20 protein-coding genes, 1 tRNA gene and 1 pseudogene are annotated in these 19,641 nt (G+C 59.9%); 12 read left to right on the plus strand and 10 right to left on the minus strand.

From position 1 onward, the window contains the following. A pseudogene (locus ACK8OE_RS18910) lies at positions 1 to 210 on the plus strand (IS5/IS1182 family transposase); the annotation flags it as partial. Here the strand turns inward: ACK8OE_RS18910 and ACK8OE_RS18915 are convergent. Next, the gene (locus ACK8OE_RS18915) at positions 197 to 871 is read right to left on the minus strand and encodes a hypothetical protein (protein WP_410273889.1); all 675 of its coding nucleotides are present in this window, start codon (positions 869 to 871) and stop codon (positions 197 to 199) included. The pseudogene ACK8OE_RS18910 and the gene ACK8OE_RS18915 sit on opposite strands and share 14 nt — an antisense overlap. A 695-nt stretch (positions 872 to 1,566) precedes the next feature. Between ACK8OE_RS18915 and ACK8OE_RS18920 the strand changes: the two genes are divergently transcribed. Next, a tRNA-Lys gene (locus tag ACK8OE_RS18920) sits at positions 1,567 to 1,643 on the plus strand. Positions 1,644 to 1,840: 197 nt separating this feature from the next. Here ACK8OE_RS18920 and hspQ read toward each other — a convergent pair. Continuing rightward, positions 1,841 to 2,221, minus strand: coding sequence for a heat shock protein HspQ (gene hspQ, locus ACK8OE_RS18925; RefSeq protein ID WP_410273890.1), 381 nt, complete (start codon positions 2,219 to 2,221; stop codon positions 1,841 to 1,843). Between the two features lie 266 nt (positions 2,222 to 2,487). Between hspQ and ACK8OE_RS18930 the strand changes: the two genes are divergently transcribed. Next, the gene (locus ACK8OE_RS18930; RefSeq protein ID WP_410273891.1) at positions 2,488 to 3,702 is read left to right on the plus strand and encodes a Ppx/GppA phosphatase family protein; all 1,215 of its coding nucleotides are present in this window, start codon (positions 2,488 to 2,490) and stop codon (positions 3,700 to 3,702) included. Here the strand turns inward: ACK8OE_RS18930 and queE are convergent. Together queE and queC are read right to left on the minus strand one after the other, a co-directional pair. Next, the gene (queE, locus tag ACK8OE_RS18935; RefSeq protein WP_410273892.1) at positions 3,695 to 4,345 is read right to left on the minus strand and encodes a 7-carboxy-7-deazaguanine synthase; all 651 of its coding nucleotides are present in this window, start codon (positions 4,343 to 4,345) and stop codon (positions 3,695 to 3,697) included. The genes ACK8OE_RS18930 and queE overlap by 8 nt on opposite strands. Continuing rightward, positions 4,345 to 5,070 (minus strand): 7-cyano-7-deazaguanine synthase QueC, encoded by a 726-nt coding sequence (queC, locus tag ACK8OE_RS18940; protein ID WP_290792842.1) that lies wholly within the window; start codon positions 5,068 to 5,070, stop codon positions 4,345 to 4,347. The genes queE and queC overlap by 1 nt, the downstream gene beginning before the upstream one ends. A 249-nt stretch (positions 5,071 to 5,319) precedes the next feature. On the opposite strand from queC, the gene ACK8OE_RS18945 reads away from it, so the two are divergent. The 4 genes from ACK8OE_RS18945 to ACK8OE_RS18960 all read left to right on the plus strand — a co-directional run bounded on the left by ACK8OE_RS18945 (position 5,320) and on the right by ACK8OE_RS18960 (position 7,357). Then, entirely contained in the window at positions 5,320 to 5,772 is a 453-nt protein-coding gene (locus ACK8OE_RS18945) for a PaaI family thioesterase (protein WP_290792845.1), read from the plus strand. Next, positions 5,769 to 6,182 (plus strand): PaaI family thioesterase, encoded by a 414-nt coding sequence (locus ACK8OE_RS18950; RefSeq protein WP_410273893.1) that lies wholly within the window; start codon positions 5,769 to 5,771, stop codon positions 6,180 to 6,182. The genes ACK8OE_RS18945 and ACK8OE_RS18950 overlap by 4 nt, the downstream gene beginning before the upstream one ends. Before the next feature lie 134 nt (positions 6,183 to 6,316). Continuing rightward, positions 6,317 to 6,523, plus strand: a complete 207-nt coding sequence (locus ACK8OE_RS18955) for a hypothetical protein (protein ID WP_410273894.1) — start codon at positions 6,317 to 6,319, stop codon at positions 6,521 to 6,523. Positions 6,524 to 6,727: 204 nt separating this feature from the next. Beyond that, positions 6,728 to 7,357, plus strand: coding sequence for a helix-turn-helix transcriptional regulator (locus ACK8OE_RS18960; RefSeq protein ID WP_410273895.1), 630 nt, complete (start codon positions 6,728 to 6,730; stop codon positions 7,355 to 7,357). 132 nt (positions 7,358 to 7,489) lie between these two features. Here the strand turns inward: ACK8OE_RS18960 and ACK8OE_RS18965 are convergent, their stop codons facing one another. After that, complete coding sequence (locus tag ACK8OE_RS18965) at positions 7,490 to 8,641, minus strand: serine hydrolase domain-containing protein (RefSeq protein WP_410273896.1); 1,152 nt, start codon at positions 8,639 to 8,641, stop codon at positions 7,490 to 7,492. Positions 8,642 to 8,724: 83 nt separating this feature from the next. Then, positions 8,725 to 10,392: a lysine--tRNA ligase gene (locus ACK8OE_RS18970; protein ID WP_410273897.1), complete on the minus strand. Its 1,668-nt coding sequence runs from the start codon at positions 10,390 to 10,392 to the stop codon at positions 8,725 to 8,727. Positions 10,393 to 10,563: 171 nt separating this feature from the next. Here ACK8OE_RS18970 and ACK8OE_RS18975 point away from each other — a divergent pair, with 171 nt between their 5' ends. The 3 genes from ACK8OE_RS18975 to ACK8OE_RS18985 all read left to right on the plus strand — a co-directional run bounded on the left by ACK8OE_RS18975 (position 10,564) and on the right by ACK8OE_RS18985 (position 14,453). Beyond that, positions 10,564 to 12,018, plus strand: coding sequence for a hypothetical protein (locus ACK8OE_RS18975; protein WP_410273898.1), 1,455 nt, complete (start codon positions 10,564 to 10,566; stop codon positions 12,016 to 12,018). Between the two features lie 157 nt (positions 12,019 to 12,175). Beyond that, a complete protein-coding gene (locus ACK8OE_RS18980; RefSeq protein ID WP_232037173.1) occupies positions 12,176 to 12,598 on the plus strand; it encodes a MerR family transcriptional regulator in 423 nt (140 codons plus the stop codon). A gap of 70 nt (positions 12,599 to 12,668) precedes the next feature. Beyond that, complete coding sequence (locus ACK8OE_RS18985; RefSeq protein ID WP_410273899.1) at positions 12,669 to 14,453, plus strand: acyl-CoA dehydrogenase C-terminal domain-containing protein; 1,785 nt, start codon at positions 12,669 to 12,671, stop codon at positions 14,451 to 14,453. A gap of 137 nt (positions 14,454 to 14,590) precedes the next feature. On the opposite strand, the gene ACK8OE_RS18990 is transcribed toward ACK8OE_RS18985, so the two are convergent. After that, on the minus strand, positions 14,591 to 15,073 hold the full coding sequence (locus ACK8OE_RS18990; protein ID WP_410273900.1) for a peroxiredoxin: 483 nt from the start codon (positions 15,071 to 15,073) through the stop codon (positions 14,591 to 14,593). A 205-nt stretch (positions 15,074 to 15,278) separates the two neighbouring features. Here ACK8OE_RS18990 and ACK8OE_RS18995 point away from each other — a divergent pair, with 205 nt between their 5' ends. Together ACK8OE_RS18995 and ACK8OE_RS19000 are read left to right on the plus strand one after the other, a co-directional pair. Further along, positions 15,279 to 15,833, plus strand: coding sequence for a YqgE/AlgH family protein (locus ACK8OE_RS18995; protein WP_290792884.1), 555 nt, complete (start codon positions 15,279 to 15,281; stop codon positions 15,831 to 15,833). Positions 15,834 to 15,923: 90 nt separating this feature from the next. Next, positions 15,924 to 17,081: a glycerophosphodiester phosphodiesterase gene (locus tag ACK8OE_RS19000; protein ID WP_410273901.1), complete on the plus strand. Its 1,158-nt coding sequence runs from the start codon at positions 15,924 to 15,926 to the stop codon at positions 17,079 to 17,081. 215 nt (positions 17,082 to 17,296) lie between these two features. Here the strand turns inward: ACK8OE_RS19000 and ACK8OE_RS19005 are convergent, their stop codons facing one another. From ACK8OE_RS19005 to ACK8OE_RS19015, 3 genes are read right to left on the minus strand one after another with little or no spacing between them, the layout of a single operon-like run. Continuing rightward, positions 17,297 to 18,577 (minus strand): M16 family metallopeptidase, encoded by a 1,281-nt coding sequence (locus ACK8OE_RS19005; RefSeq protein WP_410273902.1) that lies wholly within the window; start codon positions 18,575 to 18,577, stop codon positions 17,297 to 17,299. Next, the gene (locus tag ACK8OE_RS19010) at positions 18,574 to 19,272 is read right to left on the minus strand and encodes an SURF1 family protein (protein ID WP_410273903.1); all 699 of its coding nucleotides are present in this window, start codon (positions 19,270 to 19,272) and stop codon (positions 18,574 to 18,576) included. Before ACK8OE_RS19010 ends, ACK8OE_RS19005 begins: the two co-directional genes overlap by 4 nt. Further along, on the minus strand, positions 19,269 to 19,640 hold the full coding sequence (locus tag ACK8OE_RS19015; RefSeq protein ID WP_410273904.1) for a DUF983 domain-containing protein: 372 nt from the start codon (positions 19,638 to 19,640) through the stop codon (positions 19,269 to 19,271). The genes ACK8OE_RS19010 and ACK8OE_RS19015 overlap by 4 nt, the downstream gene beginning before the upstream one ends. Position 19,641: the final 1 nt, after the last annotated feature.

Here is a 19,641-nt window from a genome sequence, read left to right on the forward strand (position 1 = left end):
AAGGCCTGGGCCAATATCCCGGCCAAGAGCAATCGAAAGGACGGTTTTGCCTTCAGTGGCTGGGTCTATAGGCAAAGAAATCTGGTCGAACGCTTCTTCAATAAGCTCAAGCAGTTCCGGGGAATTGCCACGCGATATGACAAAAATCCCCTCAACTTCCTAGGCGCCGTCAAGATCGTAGCCTCTCGCATCTGGATCAGAGCGTTATGAGTCTACGGCCTAGTACGTTCACGCTCATCGGGTCCTCTAAATCCGCACGCTCTAACCAGGTAATGGATGACTTTTGTTTCTTCTTGGTCCGGATACTGTATATAAATAGCGCTTGGCCAGGGCCTGGGGGGGTGACGTCGCTCAGCTTTTTCGTTCGCCCTAGCACGGCTGAAAGTTTACTTCGAGCCTCACTTGCCCGTTTGCGCACAACCGGATCAATACTTGTGATGCCTACAATCATGGGGTTATCTGGAGACATTGCCGCAGCGCTTAAGAGATAACGTTCGGCATTCTCTGGACTCCGAGCAATAACTGTACTCTGGTAAATCTCCTCGTTTCTCCAAAAACGAACAATTTCGCCCCTAGGCTGTCCCGCGGATATGTCAGGCGCTAACACGGCAGCGAGGTCCTTTTGGGGTAGACGGGCCAGCTTGCCCCCCTCTTCCGGAACTAATCGTACAAGACGCCATCCTTTGGCGATCATGCAGTGCTCTACATTGATACTCTTTCGAGCCGCTTCCCAGTTGGTCACCATAGTTTGATTGATGGCTGCGCCGAGTATGCCGGTTCCAGCGGGCCCAGAGAAGGGATCTGGTTCTGGGTTAATACCGCCTGCCCAGTTGTAGATGCAATTCTTCAATTCACCATCGTGCTGAGCCATAGTCGCACCTGGCTTATTAAAGTAGAGATACCCAGATGTCGCTTTTGTTAAATTGAACGGCTTCGATGACACTGGAGCAGGTGATGCAAGAAGGAACGTAGTCGCGAACACAACGCCTATGATTTTCATCCGACACCCCCCTTAGAAACCAGCCTTCATGGCCTACTAGCGCATTGATAACCACTAAGGCTGGCTTTGGGAAGTCGAGATGTGGTGGACGCTCGAGCAATTGGCGATGGTGTTATGCAATGCACGGTTTTTAGGCCCCTTCTCTCTTTACGATAAAGATGAGGAAGGGCGTGCGTTTTGCCTTCAAGAATATTGCATAGGCGCATATTCTGGAAGATGAGATGTATGCGCCCGCTTACAAGGTAGAACATCTGACCTGATGTCATGCGTCCTCCCCCGCAGTAGATGCATAGAGTTATCCCAAACTCCTTGGCGAAGAAGGGAATGAGAGATCAGAATCTCGGTTGACTTGGCGCTACCCCCTCTGTAAAGGGACACAAGCAAGCAAAAAGACGTTTTTTCGGCTTGTCCCCCAATCTTCTAATGTCTTGTATATTAAAGGATAATTTTTTCGCATCAGCGGCAAAATAGGGGACACAAAAGGGACACAAGGGACACAGAAATTAATCCGTATTCGGAATAATTTTTTCCCACAAGTCTTTGATTTACTTGCGTATTTATCAAGTGAGCCCGTAGCTCAGCCGGCTAGAGCATCTGACTTTTAATCAGAGGGTCCTGGGTTCGAGTCCCAGCGGGCTCACCAATTCTTCCAGAATTGGTGAGCTTTTTTTATGTCAGTTTAATTCGCCATCATAAAGAAACCATCATGAATGCGGGCTGAACGCGATTTCAGCCGCGCGCGGACCCTGCCGCCTTATCCACGACGAAACGATTGCAGCACGGCAAAATTACGGCAGTCCCTTACAGGATTGGGGATGACGCCCCGCGGATCAGAGCCGCTTAATTGGCCAGACGCGATTTCAGCAGATAGCGGCCATTTTCGAAACGCTCGAAGATCAGTTCGGCCTGCGGGTGGCGCAGCGGCATACCCGTGTCGTCCGGGCAGAGATTACCCTCGGACGCATAGGCGACGTAGCAGATGTCGCCATTTTCCGCGAGCAGGTGATAAAAGGGCTGATCCTTTTCCGGGCGCACCGCTTCGGGGATGGCCAGAAGCCATTCTTCTGTATCGGAAAACTGTGGATCAATATCGAAGACCACGCCGCGAAAGTCGAACAGGACGTGGCGGACCAGTTCACCGATGCCGAAACGCGCCGCACGATCCCCCTGACCGGCGGCATAGGCACCGGTAACGGAACCAGAGACAGAATCGGTCATCATCAGCGCCTCCCCTCGGTTGCGGTATTGTCCACCCGTCTGGTGTAGCGCGACTCGGAACCTGCGCCTTCCCCCTTCCCCCTTTGGTTGTCGGAAACGCCGTCAATTCATGCGGCGCGTGGGTCGTTGCAGAATTACCCGTCCGCGCCGTGACGAAATTAACACAAAAGCGCTTTGCACGGAGGAAAATGCGTTCTAGGTTGAGGGTAACTTGACGCGGCCAAAGGCCCCTGCGTCCCACATACTGATAAAGCGGGGTATGAGCCACCATGAGTGAGGCTCCCTCAAAAAGCGGTCCGCCCCGCAGGCGGGGACCGCGCCGCGCCCGCAAAGGCAGCGGCCACCGCGCGGCCCAGACCGTTAAGTCGGTGCCGGTCGCCTCGCCCGCGCAAGCCCAGCCGCAAAAAGACAGGCCGCCTCAGCGTCCGGTGACGACGGACGCATCGCCGCTCTATGCGGCGCTTGATCTTGGCACCAATAATTGCCGTCTGATGATCGCCGCCTGGCACAATGGTCAGTTCCGCATCGTTGAGGCTTTTTCGCGCATAGTGCGGCTGGGCGAAGGCCTCAGCCAGACCGGAAACCTGTCGGATCGCGCCATGGAGCGTGCATTGGCAGCGCTTAAGCTGTGCGCCGAAAAGATCGGGCGGCGGCCGGTGGTACGCACGCGCGCCGTCGCCACGCAGGCCTGCCGTATCGCGCAAAACGGTCCCGACTTCATCCGCCGCGTTGAAAAGGAAACCGGTCTCAAACTGACCATTATCACGCCGGAAGAAGAAGCGCGCCTGTCGGTGGTCGGCTGCGCCTCCTTGCTGGAAGGCGACGCCAGGGCCGCCATTGTGATGGATGTCGGCGGCGGTTCGACCGAGATTTCATGGCTGCCGCTGGGCGAAGAGGCAGAAACGACTGGCGCAAACGCCCCGCAGGGTCTGACCGCGCGCGGAAAGCCGCCGCGGCCACAATACTGGATTTCCATTCCCAAAGGCGTGGTGAATCTGGCCGAACGCTTCCCGGAGCCGCCCGACGGCGACAAGCAGGCGTGGTTCGCGCAGATGGTCGAGGACGTGCGTCAATCCCTGATCGACTTCAAGGCGCCTGAGCCTTTGCGCCCCCATTTCGATGCGCAGCAGGCCTATATTGTCGGCACGTCGGGGGCCATTACCTCTCTGGCCGGGATGCACCTGAAGCTTGAGCGTTATGACCGCTCCAAGGTCGATGGCCTGTGGATGACGCATGATCAGTGCCGCGCGGTTATCGACCGTCTGCTGGGGCTGGGGCAAAGGGGGCGCGAGCAGGAGCCCTGTATCGGCAAGGATCGCGCCGATCTGGTGCTGGCCGGAGCCGCCATTCTGGAGGCCGTGCAAAGCCTGTGGCCGTGTGACCGTCTGCGCGTCGCCGATCGCGGTCTGCGCGAAGGCCTGCTGCTGTCGATGGTCAAAAAGCGGCCGCGCCGCCGCCGGGCGCGCCGCGGTAAATCTACCTGATCCCCACGACCTTGTGCGTCTGCACGCTCATGCGCCATTGCGGGTGGGCCAGACAATAGTCGATCACGGCCTGCGTATGGGCAGCGCGCGTCGCCGGGTCCTGATCCAGCGGGTCCTTCGGTTGCAAATAGAAGCGCTCAAAGTCCATGGCGGCAAATTCCGCCGGATCGACGCGGTCCTGCGGCCAGACCAGTTTCAACTCCTGCCCGGAGGTCTGATGCAGGCGGTTTTCGCCCTTGGGCGAGATGCATAGCCAGTCGATCCCTTCGGGGGCGCGCAGCGTGCCGTTTGATTCCACGGCGATGAAATAGCCCGCGGCCTTGACCGCAGCAATGAGCGGCGCATCCAGTTGCAGCAACGGTTCGCCGCCGGTGAAAACGACCGATTTGTGCGCCGGGTCAATCTGACCCCAATGGGCATCCAGCGCTGCCGCCACGGCTTCGGGAGTGTCGAACTTGCCACCGCCCTCGCCGTCCGTGCCGACAAAATCGGTGTCGCAGAAGGTGCAGGCGGCCGTCGCGCGGTCCTGTTCGCGCCCGCTCCACAGGTTGCAGCCAGCAAAGCGCGCAAACACCGCCACGCGGCCCGCCTGCCCGCCCTCGCCCTGAAGAGTCAGGAATATCTCTCTGAAACTATAGACCATCAACCGTTACGCCACTGCTCGAAACCGCGTGCCCTCAGTTCGCACGCCGGGCAGGTGCCGCAGCCATATCCCCATTCATGGCGCTCACCGCGCTCACCCATGTAGCAGGTGTGGGTGTCTTCGAGCACCAGATCGACCAGCGCCTCGCCACCCAGTTGATGCGTCAGCGCCCAGGTTTCGGCCTTGGTCAGGAACATCAGCGGCGTGTCGATGATATAGGGCCGCTCGATGCCAAGATTGAGCACGGTTTGCATAGCTTCCAGCGTATCCTTGCGGCAGTCGGGATAGCCGGAGAAATCGGTTTCGCACATGCCGCCGACCAGATGATCTATCCCCCGACGGTCCGCCACGGCGGCCGCATAGACGAAAAAGACCAGATTGCGTCCCGGCACGAAGGAGTTGGGCAGGCCGCGTTCACCCATGCGGATTTCCTGTTCGCGCGTCAGCGACGATTCCGCCACGCGCCCGAAGCCTTTGAGATCAACGACATGATCGTCGCCCAGTCGCGTGCGCGCCGGTTCAAACACCTCGGGAAAGCGTTGCAGAACGCGGGCGCGCGTCGTCATTTCAATGGCGTGGCGCTGGCCATAGTCGAAGCCGATGGTTTCCACGCGTTCGAAATGGGTCAGGGCCCAGGCGAGGCAGGCGGTCGAATCCTGCCCGCCGGAAAACAGCACCAGAGCCGAACGGTCGGCGGGCACGGTTTCAAGATCGGACGGGGTCATGGGTACTCTCTGGGCAACGGAAACAAAGGTTTCTCCTGTAAAGAAACCGTTTCAACGAATTTGCAAGTGCAAACTATCGCCTGTGAGGCGCGCAATCGTTTTGACGTGAAGGTCAAAATGCGTCACAATGTAACCAAAAAGGCCTTTGCCTCAGATAATAAGACTATTTTGTGGCGTATTTATAGGTGGCAAGTCGCATCAGAACTTTCCAGCAACCCATTGAATAATAAAACATAGAGAGGCGAAGTAATGCCAATTGCGCCTTTTCGTGAAGGTTTCGACCTTCTGGTGGACAATATCCCCTATATGAAGGCGCTGGGCGCCCGCTATGCCGGACGCAGCGAAGACGGCATCCGGCTGCGCCTGCCCTACGCTCAGCCCCTGGTCGGTGATCCGGAAACGGGGGTCATCGCGGGCGGTGCCGTAACGGCACTGCTTGACCACGCCTGCGGCATGGCGGTTTGGGATGAACTGAATGAATACAAACCCATAGCCACCATGGATTTGCGAATCGACTATATGCGCCCGGCCCAGCCCAACCGCGATCTGTTTATCCTCGCCAAATGCTATAAGCTGACCCGCAGCGTCGGCTTCGTGCGCGGCTTCGCCTATGACGACACCCTGAGCGACCCGGTCGCCGCGGCGCAGGCGGCCTTTATCATCTCGCACCCCTGCCTCAAAAACCGCGAGGCCCACGCATGATTGCCGACATGATGATCAGCGGCCCGGAAGAGTTATTCAGTCGCATCCCTTTCGCGCAGTTTCTCAACCTGCGTATGGAGATGGCGGGCAATGAACTGACGACCATCCTGCCGTTCGCGCCGCACCTGATCGGTAACCCGCTGCTGCCGGCCCTGCACGGCGGCACGATCGGGGCGTTTCTAGAACTGACCGCCACGGCGCAGTTGTCGGTGTTTGAAACGTTCGATCAGATCCCCAAACCGGTCAATGTCAGCGTGCAGTATCTGCGCTCCGGCAAGCCCATTGACACCTATGCCCGCGCGCGCATCAACCGCGTCGGCCGTACCATCGCCAATGTTGAGGCCTGGGCGTGGCAGGAACTGCGCGAACAGCCCATCGCCACACTTCAGGCTCACTTTTTGATTTGCTAAATCGGGCTTGCCACAATCTATAGATGTTTCTACTCTTCCCGACCTGTTCTGGTGTTTCGGGGGGGAGCCCGTTGCCGGTAGAAACAAGACGCCCACAGGGGCTACGGCGCGCAATCCGTCAGCGAATCGACGGCGTGTTCCGCGATGACGGGCGTCAGCGTGTGTGGATCGCCGGTCTCTTGAGCTGTCTGCCGCTGCTGGCGCTGTGGGGCAGTGTCCATGGCTATGTCATCAGCGCTTTGATCGCGAACGGCTTTTTTCTGGGTGTGCTGATTACCCTTAGCTGGAAATCCCCACATCCGTGGCCAGTGATCGCGGGGGCTGTCAATGGCTTTCGGTGATGCTGCCCTTGCTGGCCCTGAGTGACGGGAGGATCAGGCCGATGACACTGGTAATGGCGCTGACGGTCTCCACTGTGGGCGTGCTGGGGGTGATACTGTGGGGCGCGCTGGCCACATGGTGCAGGAAATAGGACAATATTCATAAATTAAGTTGATTTTCCTGTAGGCGGATTTATTTTCCTTCCATCTCACGGGAAAGCCGGCATGTCCCTGTCGCACGCGCAAATCTGGAACGCCATAGACCGCCTGGCGCTGAATCTCGGCACGTCGCCGTCGGGACTGGCGCGGCTGGCCGGTCTTGATCCCACGGCGTTTAACAAGTCGAAGCGGCAATCGACCGAAGACCCGCCGCGGCCGCGCTGGCCTTCGACCGAGAGTCTGGCCAAGCTGCTGGAGGCGACGGGCCAGAGCTTTTCCGATTTTGCCGCTTTGACCGAACCGCGTCCGGTGCCGAAGGGTGTGCCTTTGATCGGGTTTGCGCAGGCGGGCAATGACGGCCTGTTTGACGATGCGGGGTTTCCGGTTGGACAGGGCTGGGACGAGATCGGCCTCCCGGCGGGCGAAGGGCTCTATGCACTTGAGATTTCAGGCGATTCCATGCTGCCGCTCTACCGCGACGGCGACCGTATCATCGTCGATCCGCTGCGTCAAAACCTGCGCCGGGGCGACCGGGTGGTGGTGAAGACGGCGGAGGGTGAAGTCATGGCCAAGGAGCTGGTGCGACTGACCGAAAAGCAGGTTGAGCTGCGTTCGCTCAATCCGGACTTTTCCAACCGGGTGCTGGAGCGATCGCAGGTGACGTGGATGGCGCGGATTGTGTGGGCCAGTCAGTGATGGGATGTTTCGGGGTGTGGAGTCCGTGACCCCACATCTTCTTATTCCCATAAAAAACCGCCCCTTGTGGGCGATTTTTATGGGAAGGAAAAGGCTTGGGGCCATAGGCCCCAAACCCCGAAACCCTCCCCGTCACGACGTCCCCGCGTGATCCCCATACTCCCACTCATAGGGCACGCCTGTCTCTCCCAAAACGAACCTTACCAGCGCCGCAAAGCCGGCTTCCGCGCGTACATCGTTCGACAGGATAACCACACAGCGCTTTGATTTTTCAATGCAAACCCACGTATTGGCCGTGATGTCATTATGCCCGCCCTTGTAAAAGCCGGGCCCCTGCGGTCCGTCAAACACCACCACGCCCAGCCCCGCATAGAGGTCGGCCCGCTGCTGATCCGCCGGTAATTCGGGCTGAAAGGGTGGAAACTGCGTGAGCGTCGTGATCTTCAACTGCCGTTTGGTGATGTCCGCCCGCGACGCCGCGCTCAGCCCCTCACCGCGTACAAAGGCCGCCGCAAAACGCGCAAAATCGGCAATCGTCGTATCCATAGATCCGGACACCCGCACCTTTGACCGCTCATCGTGCGGCTCACCCTCCCCCTTGTCGTTCCAGCCATCGGCCAGATTGCCCGCAAAGTCCGGCCGCCAGATCAGGCTGGTACGCACCATCCCCAAGCCTTTGAAGATACGGTCGGTTTCATCCCCCAGACTGAGGCCCAGTCCCGTTTCCATGGCAAATTGCAGCGTCAGCAGACCATCCCCCGAATAGGCGTAACGCGCCCCCGGATCGAAATGGAATGTCAGCTTTTCATCCGGTTCCAGAAAATGGAAGTTGGCAAAGCCGCTCGAATGGGTCAGCACATTACGCGGCGTCAGCTTGCGCCAGCGCTCATCCAGCGCCGACCAGTCGCTATAGCGATTGATGATGTCGGGCGACGCATAGCTCGGCAAAGGCTGAGGCAGCATATCCGCTAGAGGCGTATCCAGCGTCAAACGCCCCTGATCGACCTGCTGCATGACCGAATAGGCGAACACCGCCTTGGTCAGCGAGGCGCCGTACATAACGGTTTGCGTCGTCAGGGGCTCACCCTTGGCGTTGCGCACGCCATAGGCCTGCACATAGCCGACCTTGCCGTCGTCGATGACCGCGATGGCCAGCCCTTTGGCCCCGGTGTCTTTCAGGACCCGGTGCACCTCGGCATCAATAGCTGAGGGACCGGGCAGGCTGTGCGCCCCCGCAAGAGAGGGAAAAACCGCCAACGCCGCACCGATAAGCCACGCACGCATGAACACCTCCCTTTGGTTACAGCAGGGAGATTGACACGCATAAGACAAAAGGAAAGCCTCTTCGTTGCCAAAGAGGCTGCCTTTTATACCAGTTCGCCCTTAATGCCCTGATCAAGCAGGTCCAGCGTGCGTTCGATGCCGAATATGGCCACGAAAGAACCGAAGCGCGGGCCCTGGGATTGCCCCAGCAGCACCTCATAAAGCGCCTGAAACCACGCGCGCAAAGGCTCAAATTCATGTGCCTTTCCGACTTCGAAGACGATATTCTGGATGGCCTCGGCATCGCGCGTTTCGGGGTCGAGCGCCGCCAGACGGTCACGCAGGTCGATCAACGCCGCCTTTTCCTTGGCGTCGGGCAGGCGGAAGGTCTTGGACGGTTTGACGAAGTCCTCGAAATAGTTGAGCGCGTAGCCGGCCAGACGGTCGAGCACCGGCTCACTTTCCGGCGTCGCTCCCGGAATGTAGGCACGCAGGAAGCCCCACAGCGTCTCCTTGTCCGAGGCATTGGCCGCCGAAACGAGGTTGAGCATCAGGCCGAAGGTCACCGGCGGCGACTTCGCACCCGTTTCGCCGCGCAGGACGAACCAGACCGGATTTTCGATCTGCTTGGCCTCTTCCTGCTTGGGGAAGGCGTCGAGCTGCTGGAAGAATTCGTCCGTGGCGCGCGGAATGACGTCGAAATAGAGCTTCTTGGCCGATTTCGGCGACTGGAACATGTAATAGGCCAGCGATTCCGGCGCGCCATAGCGCAGCCAGTCTTCCATGGTCAGGCCGTTGCCCTTCGACTTCGATATCTTCTGGCCCTGCTCATCGAGGAAGAGTTCGTAGTTGAAGCCTTCCGGCGGCGTACCGCCCAGCACCTTGCACACCTGCGACGACACCTTGACCGAGTCGATCAGGTCCTTGCCGGCCATTTCGTAATCGACGCCCAAAGCCGCCCAGCGCATGGCCCAGTCGGGCTTCCACTGCATCTTGACGTGGCCGCCCGTGACCGGCACCTCGAACTTTTCGCCGTTTTCCTCAAAGACGATCGTGCCCTTTGAGACATTGCGCTCCAACGTTGGCACCTGAAGCACGTGGCCGGTGACTGGGGAAATGGGCAGAAACGGCGAATAGGTGGCGCGACGATCCGGCCCCAGGGTCGGCAGCATGATCTTCTGGATGTCGTCGAAACGCTCCAACGCCCTCAGAAGCGTGGCGTCAAACTCACCCGACGTGTAGGCATCCGTGGCCGACTTGAACTCATAATCGAAGCCAAACGAGTCGAGGAAGGCCCGCAGACGCGCATTATTGTGCGCGCCGAACGAATCGTGCGTCCCGAACGGGTCACGCACCACGGTCAGGGGCTTATACAGGTCTTCGCGCAGGATATCCGGGTTGGGGATGCCGTCCGGCACCTTGCGCAGGCCATCCATATCGTCGGAAAACGAGATGAGGCGCGACGCCCAGTAACCACCGGTCAGGGCCGTAAAGGCCTGACGCACCATGGTGGTGCGCGCCACTTCGCCGAAGGTACCGATGTGCGGCAGGCCCGAAGGCCCGTAGCCCGTTTCAAAGATCACCGGACGGTTCAACGCCTCAAAGGTCTTCAGCGCCTCATCGGCCTTGCCCGCCGTAATCAGCTCCTGGGCCCGTATCGAGTCCGCCTGATCCTTCAGACGCACTTTCAGCACGCGCGCAATCAGGGCGCGGGCTTGCTCGAAGGGCCAGGCACGGCCCTGTTGCGCGAGGAGGGTCAGTTCGGAAGACACGTGGAAAAACACCTTTCGGGGCAAATAAAAACAGAGCTGTGGCTTTAAAGCGCGGGATGGCGGGCGTCAAATGAAACCCGTGGAATACGGGATACCCCGCTAATACTTACTATTGCAAAGTTGACATATTTCACGTTTAAGATGCGTATCAGTCCATCGGGGGAAGTTATCATGCCACCTGTTCAACCCTTCGCCGCACGTCATCCCGGATTTCGTCTGGGCGCCGTTCTGACGCCGTTTCTCATCGCTGCTCTTGCCGCCTGTGGCGGTGGTGGCGGAGGAGGCGGTAGTGGTGCCTCTTCCGTGGGCGGGACCGGATCTTCGTCGTCCTCTTCGGCGGCGCCGACGGCCTATGTCGGCGGCAGTGAGATACTGGTCAATACGGCAACCGACAATGATCAAAACGCGATCACTCTGACCACGCTTGATAATGGCAATGTGGTCGCCGGATGGGTGAGCAGTCAGGGCACGATTGGTGGCATCGCACTGGCTGAAATCCGGGCGCAAATCCTCACATCCGACGGCGCGAAATCGGGCAGTGAGATTATTGCCTCGACCGGCACACGACAAAGCTCATCGTCTTACCGTCATGTGCAACCGTCTCTGTCCGCGCTAAATGGCGGCGGATTCGGCTTGCTCTATGTGTCCAACGGACATCTAAACACCACTAACCAGACGGCCATTACGTCAGGACCCATTTTTGCCCGCGAATTCTCCGCCTCCGGCGCCGCGCTTGGGGATGCGGTCGCGCCCCCGCTGACCTACAGCATTCAGAATGGCATTTCCTACGGCAACAATGGCACGCAGGGGCAGCCAAAATTAGTACGTTTGAGCGATGGACGGTTGCTGGCGACGTGGACGGAATTTAATGCCTCAACAGCGGTCGGCGGCGACGGCGATTCCCTGTCGGTCAGGGCGCAACTTTATTCGGCCGATGCCGATGAACTCACACCCGCCTTTATCGTCAACACCTCGACCGCAGGTCAACAAAGCCAGTCATACGCCGCGCCTCTTAGCAATGGCGGGTTCGTCATCACCTGGCTGGACTACAATGGCTCGGCGGGCACAAACGTCGTCAACAAGCTCAGAGCCCAGATTTTTAACGCTGCGGGCCAGAAGGTCGGTGGCGAATTTGTAGTCAAGGAGTCTCCTGGCTTTCTGCAATCACCGGGAAGCGTCAGCGCTCTGGCAAACGGGGCCTTCGTCATCGTGTGGTCGGAAGGCAATTCAGGTAGCACAACGGACGAAGCCTATGGGCAAATTTTTGATGCCTCGGGTAACCGCGTCGGCACAGCGTTTACGCTGGCAACCAACACCACCGGGCGTCAGGTGGCCCCCTATGTGATCACCCTTCCGAACGGACAGTTCATAGCCGCCTGGGGTGATAACAGCGGAACGCTTGGCGACACAGACGGCTGGGCGATCAAGGCACAGGCTTTCGACGCCAGCGGCACGAAGTTCGGCAGCGAACTGCTGGTCAATGTCTATGTGACCGGCAATCAGACGAGTATGGTACTGTCCCCGCTAAAGACCAACGGCTTCATCGCCAGTTGGGTCGATAATTCTGGTGCGTTAGGCGACACCAGCGGCACGGCCATTAAGGCCCGTGTGTTCAAGCTAAATTAAAGCTTATTATCGTCAGCACAAAGGCCCCGGTTCCACCGCGAACCGGGGCCTTTTCGTATGGCACGAAGATGTGAAAAGCGCCCCCTTGACGTTTGGGGCAAGTTAGATGTACGTTTACGTAAACGTCAATTATAACGACCTTATACAGGGGGTCACCATGGACATGCGTACCTACACTATTCGCCAGCTTTCCAAGGAGTTCGGCGTCACCGCCCGCGCCTTGCGCTTCTATGAGGACAAGGGCCTCATCAGCCCGGAACGCAAGGGTCAGACGCGCATCTATTCGGCGCGCGACCGGGCGCGTCTGAAGATCATCCTGCGCGGCAAGCGCATGGGCTTTTCGCTGATCGAAATCCACGAAGTGCTCGATCTGTATAACCGCGAAGACCGCGGCGTGAAGCAGATGCGCGCCACCGTCGCCAAGTATCACGACCAGATTGAGAACCTGAAGCGCCAGCGCGAAGACATTGATCAGGCCATCAAGGACATGGTCGAAGGCTGCGCGTGGATGGAAGGCGAGATCGCCAAGCACGAAGCGGCGCAGGCTGCCCACGCTGAAGATGACCGCAAAAGCGCCTGATAATCATGGCACTGACGCCGATATTTAAGACACCGAAATAAAGCTCACCATAACGCCAAGGAGCACCTCCATGCCGTATAAGGCCCCCGTGCGCGACTATCAGTTCCTGCTCAACGACGTGCTGAACATCGCCCAGTATTCCAACCTGAAAGGGTTTCAGGACGCTTCACCCGATGTCGTTCAGGCCATTCTGGAAGAAGGCGCGAAGTTCACCGAAGAGGTGGTCGCGCCGCTGAACGCGCCAGGCGACAAGGAGGGCTGCGTCCTGCACGCCGACCACAGCGTCACCGCGCCCAAGGGCTATAAGGAAGCCTATCTCCAGATGGTTGAGGCCGGGTGGCCCGCTCTGGGCGGTGATCCCGAATACGGCGGTCAGGGCCTGCCGCACGTCGTGGCTACGGCCTATTCGGAAATGCTTACCGGCGCGTCCTCTGCGTTTGCCATGTATCCCGGCCTGACCGACGGCGCGGTGGCGGCACTCAGTGTCGGCGGCACGGACGAGTTGAAGGCGCTGTATCTTCCCAAGCTGATTGCCGGCGAATGGTCGGGGACGATGAACCTGACCGAGCCACATTGCGGCACGGACCTTGGCCTGCTGCGCAGCAAGGCGGTGCCGGACAGCGACGGCACCTACAAGATTACGGGTCAGAAGATCTGGATTTCGGCGGGTGAGCACGACTTTACGAGCAATATCTGCCACCTCGTTCTGGCGCGCATCGAAGGCGCCCCGGCAGGCGTCAAGGGTATTTCGCTGTTCCTCGTGCCCAAATTCATCCCGGATGCGAACGGAAATCCGGGTGAGCGCAACAGCCTTCACTGCGCCGGTCTTGAGCACAAGATGGGCATTCACGGCAATTCCACCTGCGTCATGATCTATGAAGACGCCAAAGGCTGGCTGCTCGGCAACGCTCACGAAGGGCTGAAGATCATGTTCTACATGATGAACAATGCCCGCCTCGGCGTCGGCCTTCAGGGCCTCGCCATCGGTCACGCCAGCCACGTCGCCGCCGTCGAATTCGCCAAGGATCGCTTGCAAGGGCGGGCCCTCACCGGCCCCAAATCGCCGGGCAAGCCCGCCGACTCTATCCTCGTCCACCCCGATGTGCGCCGTATGCTGCTCGAAAGCCGCGCCCTGCTCGAAGGCGGCCGCGGTTTCCTCACCTGGGTCGCGCTTCAGGCCGATCTGGCCAAACATGCCGAAGACGAGGCGACGCGGGAAAAGGCCAATGATTTCCTCAGCCTGTTGACACCGGTTGTAAAGGCCTATCTCACCGAAAAGGGTCTAAAGGTTACGCAGGACTCGATGCAGGTGCACGGCGGTTCGGGCTTCACCGAACACTTCCCGGCCTCGCAATATATGCGCGATATCCGCATCACGCTCATCTACGAAGGCACCAATGGCGTGCAGGCGCTCGACCTCGTTGGTCGCAAGCTGCCGTCCAAGGGCGGGCGCGCCGTGATGGCCTATTTCGCCGAAATCGACGCCTATGTCGCCGACCACGAAGCGGGCAGCGCCGCGACCTTCGTCAAGGGCCTGAAGGACACCAAGGCGCGTCTGATGGACGGCACCCTGTGGCTGATGCAAAACGGCATGGGCAATCCGGACGCCGCCGCCGCGGGTTCGCTCGACTATCTGTGCCTGTTTGGTCTAACCGCGTTGGCCTATAGCTGGGCTCAACAGGCGGCCGCCGCGCAAGCCGCCATCGACGCGGGCTCGACCGATCCCTTCTATGCCGATAAGCTGAAGGTCGGGCGCGTTTTCCTGGAACGCATCCTGCCCGAAGCCGAAGCGCATCTGCAAAAGATGAAGGCCGGATCGGAGGCCCTGTTCGCATTGGAAGATGATCGTTTTTAAGACGCGGGGTCGCAGACCCCGCACCCCATCACTTAGCGCAAAAGGAAAGGCCGGAGTTCGTACACTCCGGCCTTTCAGTTTATTCCCAGCTAGGGGGTTTGGGGCCTGCGGCCCCAAGGCCTTAAAACCAATGGGTTTTAGAGCTGTTCCAGCACATAGTCCGCCGACGAGACCTTGAACTCGCCCGGCGCTTCGACGAACAGCTTTTCGACCACGCCGTCATTGACGATCATGGCGTAGCGTTGCGAGCGCTTGCCCATGCCGAAGCCTTCGGCGTCGAGGACCAGACCAACCTTTTCGGCAAATTCGCCATTGCCGTCGCCCAGCATCAGCACTTCGTCAGCAATGCCCTGATCCTTGGCCCAGGCCTTCATCACGAATCCATCATTGACGCTGGTACAGGCCACCACGTCGATATTCTTGAATTTGAAGGCTTTCGCCTGATCGCGGAAGCCCGGCAGGTGGCGTGCCGAGCAGGTCGGGGTGAAGGCGCCCGGCACGGCAAACAGCACGGCACGTTTACCGGCAAACACTTCGGAGGTGGTCAGCGGCTTCAGGCCATCTTCGGCCGGGGAAGAGAATTTCACTTCGGGCAGCGTGTCACCGGGTTGAATCGTCATGGGTAAATCTCCGTTGAATGGCCCGCTGCTTATAGGCCTGTGTCAGCCTACAGACCAGAGCGCACGCGCCGTCTTTATACGCTTTTTTCTTGCCAGAGACTGCTTCCATGCCCATCTTTGCGGCATGCGCAAAACCGGCCCTGTCTCCTCAGACCCAACAGCTTCCGTTGAGACCACCTCCCTCCAAGGGCGACTGCTGGTGGCTATGCCGAGCCTGGACGATCCCAATTTCGACCACAGCGTCATCTATATGTGTCAGCACGACGCGGAATCGGCGATGGGGATTGTGCTGACGCAGCCCATAGGTGGCCTGACCTTCCCACGCATGATGGAGGAACTGGGCATCGACATCACCGATAACCGCCACGTCGCCACCCCCATCTATAATGGCGGCCCGGTGCAGAATGAGCGTGGCTTTGTGCTGCACAGCCTCGACTACTTTATTGATGAGGTGACCCTGCCGCTCGATATCGACCCGGAAGCGCTGGAACTTCGCGACGGCATCGGTTTGACCGTGTCGCGCGATATTCTGGTCGATCTGGCGCGCGGGGCCGGTCCGTCGCGGGCCCTGATTGCGCTGGGCTATGCCGGTTGGGGACCGGGCCAGTTAGAAGCCGAAATTCGCGACAATGCGTGGCTGATCGCGCCATCCAACGCGGATATTCTGTTTTCACACGATGCTGCAGGTTTATGGAACAGGGCACTCAAAAGTCTGGGTATTTTGCCGGAGCACCTCAGCCTCAATGCCGGGCGGGCCTGACGACGCTCGATAGGTTCACAGGCCAGACTTTCACAGCCCTGTCATCGACACGCTCTATGGACATTATCACCCTTTCCGGATGAGTGTGCCATGCCCCTGCCCGTCGATACCGCCCGCCGCCGTTTCACCTTCGGAGCCATCGCCGGCACCGGGGCCATTCTGGGCGGTGCCATCGGGCTCAGGCCGTCTCTGGCCGCCACCAAGCCGACGGAGCACAAGATGCCCCTGATCATCGCCCACCGCGGCGCCAGCGGCTATCGCCCCGAACACACGCTCGAAGCCTATAATCTCGCCATCCATATGGGCGCCGACTATATCGAGCCCGACGTGGTGGCGACCAAGGACGGTGTGCTGATCTGCCGTCACGAACCCATGCTGTCCGGTACGACCGACGTGGCGCAACGCCCGGAATTTGCGGCCCGCAAGCGGACCCTTACCGTGGACGGGGTGAGCATCAGCGACTTCTTCGCCAGCGACTTTACTCTGGCCGAAATCAAGACCCTGCGCGCGCGTCAGGCCTTTGCCAACCGCGACCAGAGCTATAATGGCCGCTTCGAGGTGCCGACGCTGGAAGAGGTGATCGGTCTGGTGCGAAATCACTTCAAGACGACGGGCAAGAGCGTGGGTTTGTATATCGAAACCAAGCATCCGACACTGCATCGCGCCGCCGGTCTGGCGCTGGAAGAACGCCTGATTGAGGCCTTGACCAGAGGCGATATGAACAAGGCCGACTCGGCCGTCTTCCTGCAATCCTTCGAGGCAGACAGTCTGAAGCGCCTGAAGGCCCTGTCGCCTCTGCCGCGTGTGCAACTGGTCGATGGCGGGGACGTCAATTTCGCCACGGGTGACGTTGGGCCGTCGGTGCCCTTCGACTGGGCCGCCGCCGGACGCAAAGGCGTCTATACCGACATGCTGACCCCCGAAGGTCTGGCCGAGGTGCGTACCTATGCCGATGTTATTGCGCCGTGGAAGCGTTACCTGCTCAAGGCCGTGGCCACGGGGCCGGTGACAGAAAAGACCAGCGAGGCCGACTGCTTCATCGTCGAAAATCGCGCCCTGATCGACGCCGCGCACAACGCGGGGCTGAAGGTTCACACCTGGACGCTGCGCAATGACCGCCTGCCCGCCGCCTATAAGGGCGATGCGCAGGCCGAGTTCAAGCAACTGTTCGCCTTGGGCATAGACGGCCTGTTTACCGACTTCGCCGATACGGGCGTCGCCGCCCGCAAGGCGTTTTTGGATCATTAATCATAATGATCCAGATTTTTTTGTTTGGCCCCTCGCCGGGCGGTGGCTTTGCCACCTTGGCCGCCGCCTCAATGGCGGCTTGAGCGGAATGATTAGAGCGATGTGCGGAAAAGTGTAAGCGGTTTTCCGCAAAAACATCGCGACAAAACAAAAATTTAGAGCGACATGGCGCTTCCACCTAAAGTCATTTCGCTCTAGAAATCATTCCGCTGGGGTTAAGCCAGAACAGCCTCCAAGCGTGTCTGCGGATCACTTTTCAACGCTGGCCCCAGAATAGCGGTCGCCACACCGGCTTGCAGTGTGCGCTCCCCGACGCGGCGCAGATCGTTCAGCGTCACCGCCTCAAGCCGCGCCACCTGTTCCTTGAGCGTAAAGGCGCGGTCATAGGTCAGGACCTGCCCGCCCAATGTATTGGCGCGTTGCGCGGCGTTTTCGTCGTTCAGATAGAGCGAGGTGGTGTATTGCGCTTTGGCGCGCTCCAACTCGGACTCCAGCGGTTTGTTGATCAGGCCGCGCATGACACTGACGATCAGTTCGCTGAGGTCCGCCGCATCCTTCGGCGCGCAGCCGGCATAGATGCCCAGCATTCCCGTATCGCGGAACTGCGTCGTCCAGGCGTCGATGGAATAGGCCAGACCGCGGTCCTCGCGCGCTTCCTGAAACAGGCGCGAGGCCATGCCACCGCCCAGAATTTCGCCGAACAGCTTGAGCGCAAACAGGTCGTCGTCAAAGCGGTTGACGCCTTCAAAAGCCAGCGTCAGGTGCGTCTGTTCGACCTTGCGCACATGGCGGATGTGGCGCGGCACAAAGCGCGCCGCTGTGTCGGCCTCGCGCGCGGGACGGGCCGGCACGTTCATATGGGCCTCGACCGCGTCCAGTACGCCTACGGCTTCGACGCCGCCCGACACACACAGCACGATATCCGCTGGATTATACAGGCCTTCGATATAGGCACGCAGCGTCTCCGGCCGCGCCGGAGCCAAACTTTGCGGTGTCCCCAAAATGGGGCGCGCCAGACTATGATCGCCGAAGCAGGCCTCTTGCAGCAGGTCGAAGACGTGGTCGTCGGGCGTGTCAAACGCTTCGGAAATTTCCTGCTCGATGACCTTCTTTTCGCGCTCCAGCTCCTCGGCCTCTAGCGCCGGGCGGAACATCAGGTCGCCGACCACCTCGACCGCCAGCGGCAGCAGTTCGGCCATGCCGCGCACCTCAAAGCGGGTGTGCTCATAGCCGGTTGAGGCATTGATGGTGCCCCCGCGATGTTCGATCACCTCGGCCAGTTCGCGCGCGCTGCGCCCGCCTGCCCCCTTGAACACCATATGCTCGCTGAGGTGGGCCCAGCCCGACTGATGCGGCGCTTCGTAGCGCGCCCCGCCGTGGATGATGGCCGTCAGGGCGAAGGTGTGCAGGCCGGGGATGGGGTCGTGAACCACCCGCAGGCCGTTGCTCAGGGTGGCGACTGAGGCGTTACCCACGCCAAGAGGGGTGAAACTCATGATCTGCCTTTACGCATTTCGGCCCTTCGGCGCGAATACAGGAGCGCTATATAGACACCGATCAGCGCCGCCGCCAGCCCATACCAGGTGAGCGCGTATTCCAGATGGCGATTGGACAGGTTGGCCGCCGCATCGACCGGCGTCAGGCCGGGTGCCACGGGCTGGGTCGCGGCTACAAAATAGTCCGATCGTAACGTGACGTTCCAGCGCTTCGACAGGTCGGGCACCGAGCGCGTGTACCAGTCGTCGGCCTTGGGATCGTTCGGAGGCACAAAAGCATTGGGCGTTTCAAAGCGCCGCAGCCGCCCGGTCAGGGTGGTCGTAGCGACCGCACCGGCCAACGGTTTTTGCGCCGTAAAGCCCAGATCGGCGAGGATCACCCCCTGCCCCCCCTCCTGCCCCGTTGTGCAAGTAGTCAGGACGTGGAACCCGGCCACGCCGTCCGACACGCCGTGCATATAGACGAAATCCCGCGAGTCGCTGCGACACTCGAGCGTCACCTGCCGCCAGACGTGATCACCGGGCTGAGACAGGAGGCTGTCGAGCGCCACCGGCGCGATGGCCCGCGTGCGCGCCAGATCGGCCAGCAACTGCTCTTTCCAGTGCAGGCGCTGCATCTGCCAGGTGCCGAGCCCCAGCAGGATCAGCAGGGCCACGACCACGGCCAGGGTCAAACCGACAGGCAGACGCTTCATTTAAAGCGATCCTTGTCACTGACGCGGTTTTTGAGTTGCGATGCCACCATCAGCCCCTTGAGCGGCGGCATAAGCCCCAGACTGAGGAAAAGCGCCATAGGCAGCCAGATGATCATATGCAGCCACAGGGGCCAGTCATGGCTTAAGGCCGTGATCATAAAGCCGAAACAGACGATAAAGCCGGCGATCAGAATGACAAAGACGACGGGACCGTCTCCGGTATCCGCCGCCTGAAAATCCGTGTGACACTGGCTGCATTCCGGCGCGACCTTGAGGAAGCCCTTAAAGAGCTTGCCCTGACCGCAGACGGGGCAGCGGCCCCGCGCCGCCGCGAGGAAATTGACCTCGCGGCTATCGGGACCGGCCATG

Origin of the sequence: Asticcacaulis sp. W401b (assembly GCF_046503825.1) — a bacterium.
Lineage (GTDB): Bacteria > Pseudomonadota > Alphaproteobacteria > Caulobacterales > Caulobacteraceae > Asticcacaulis.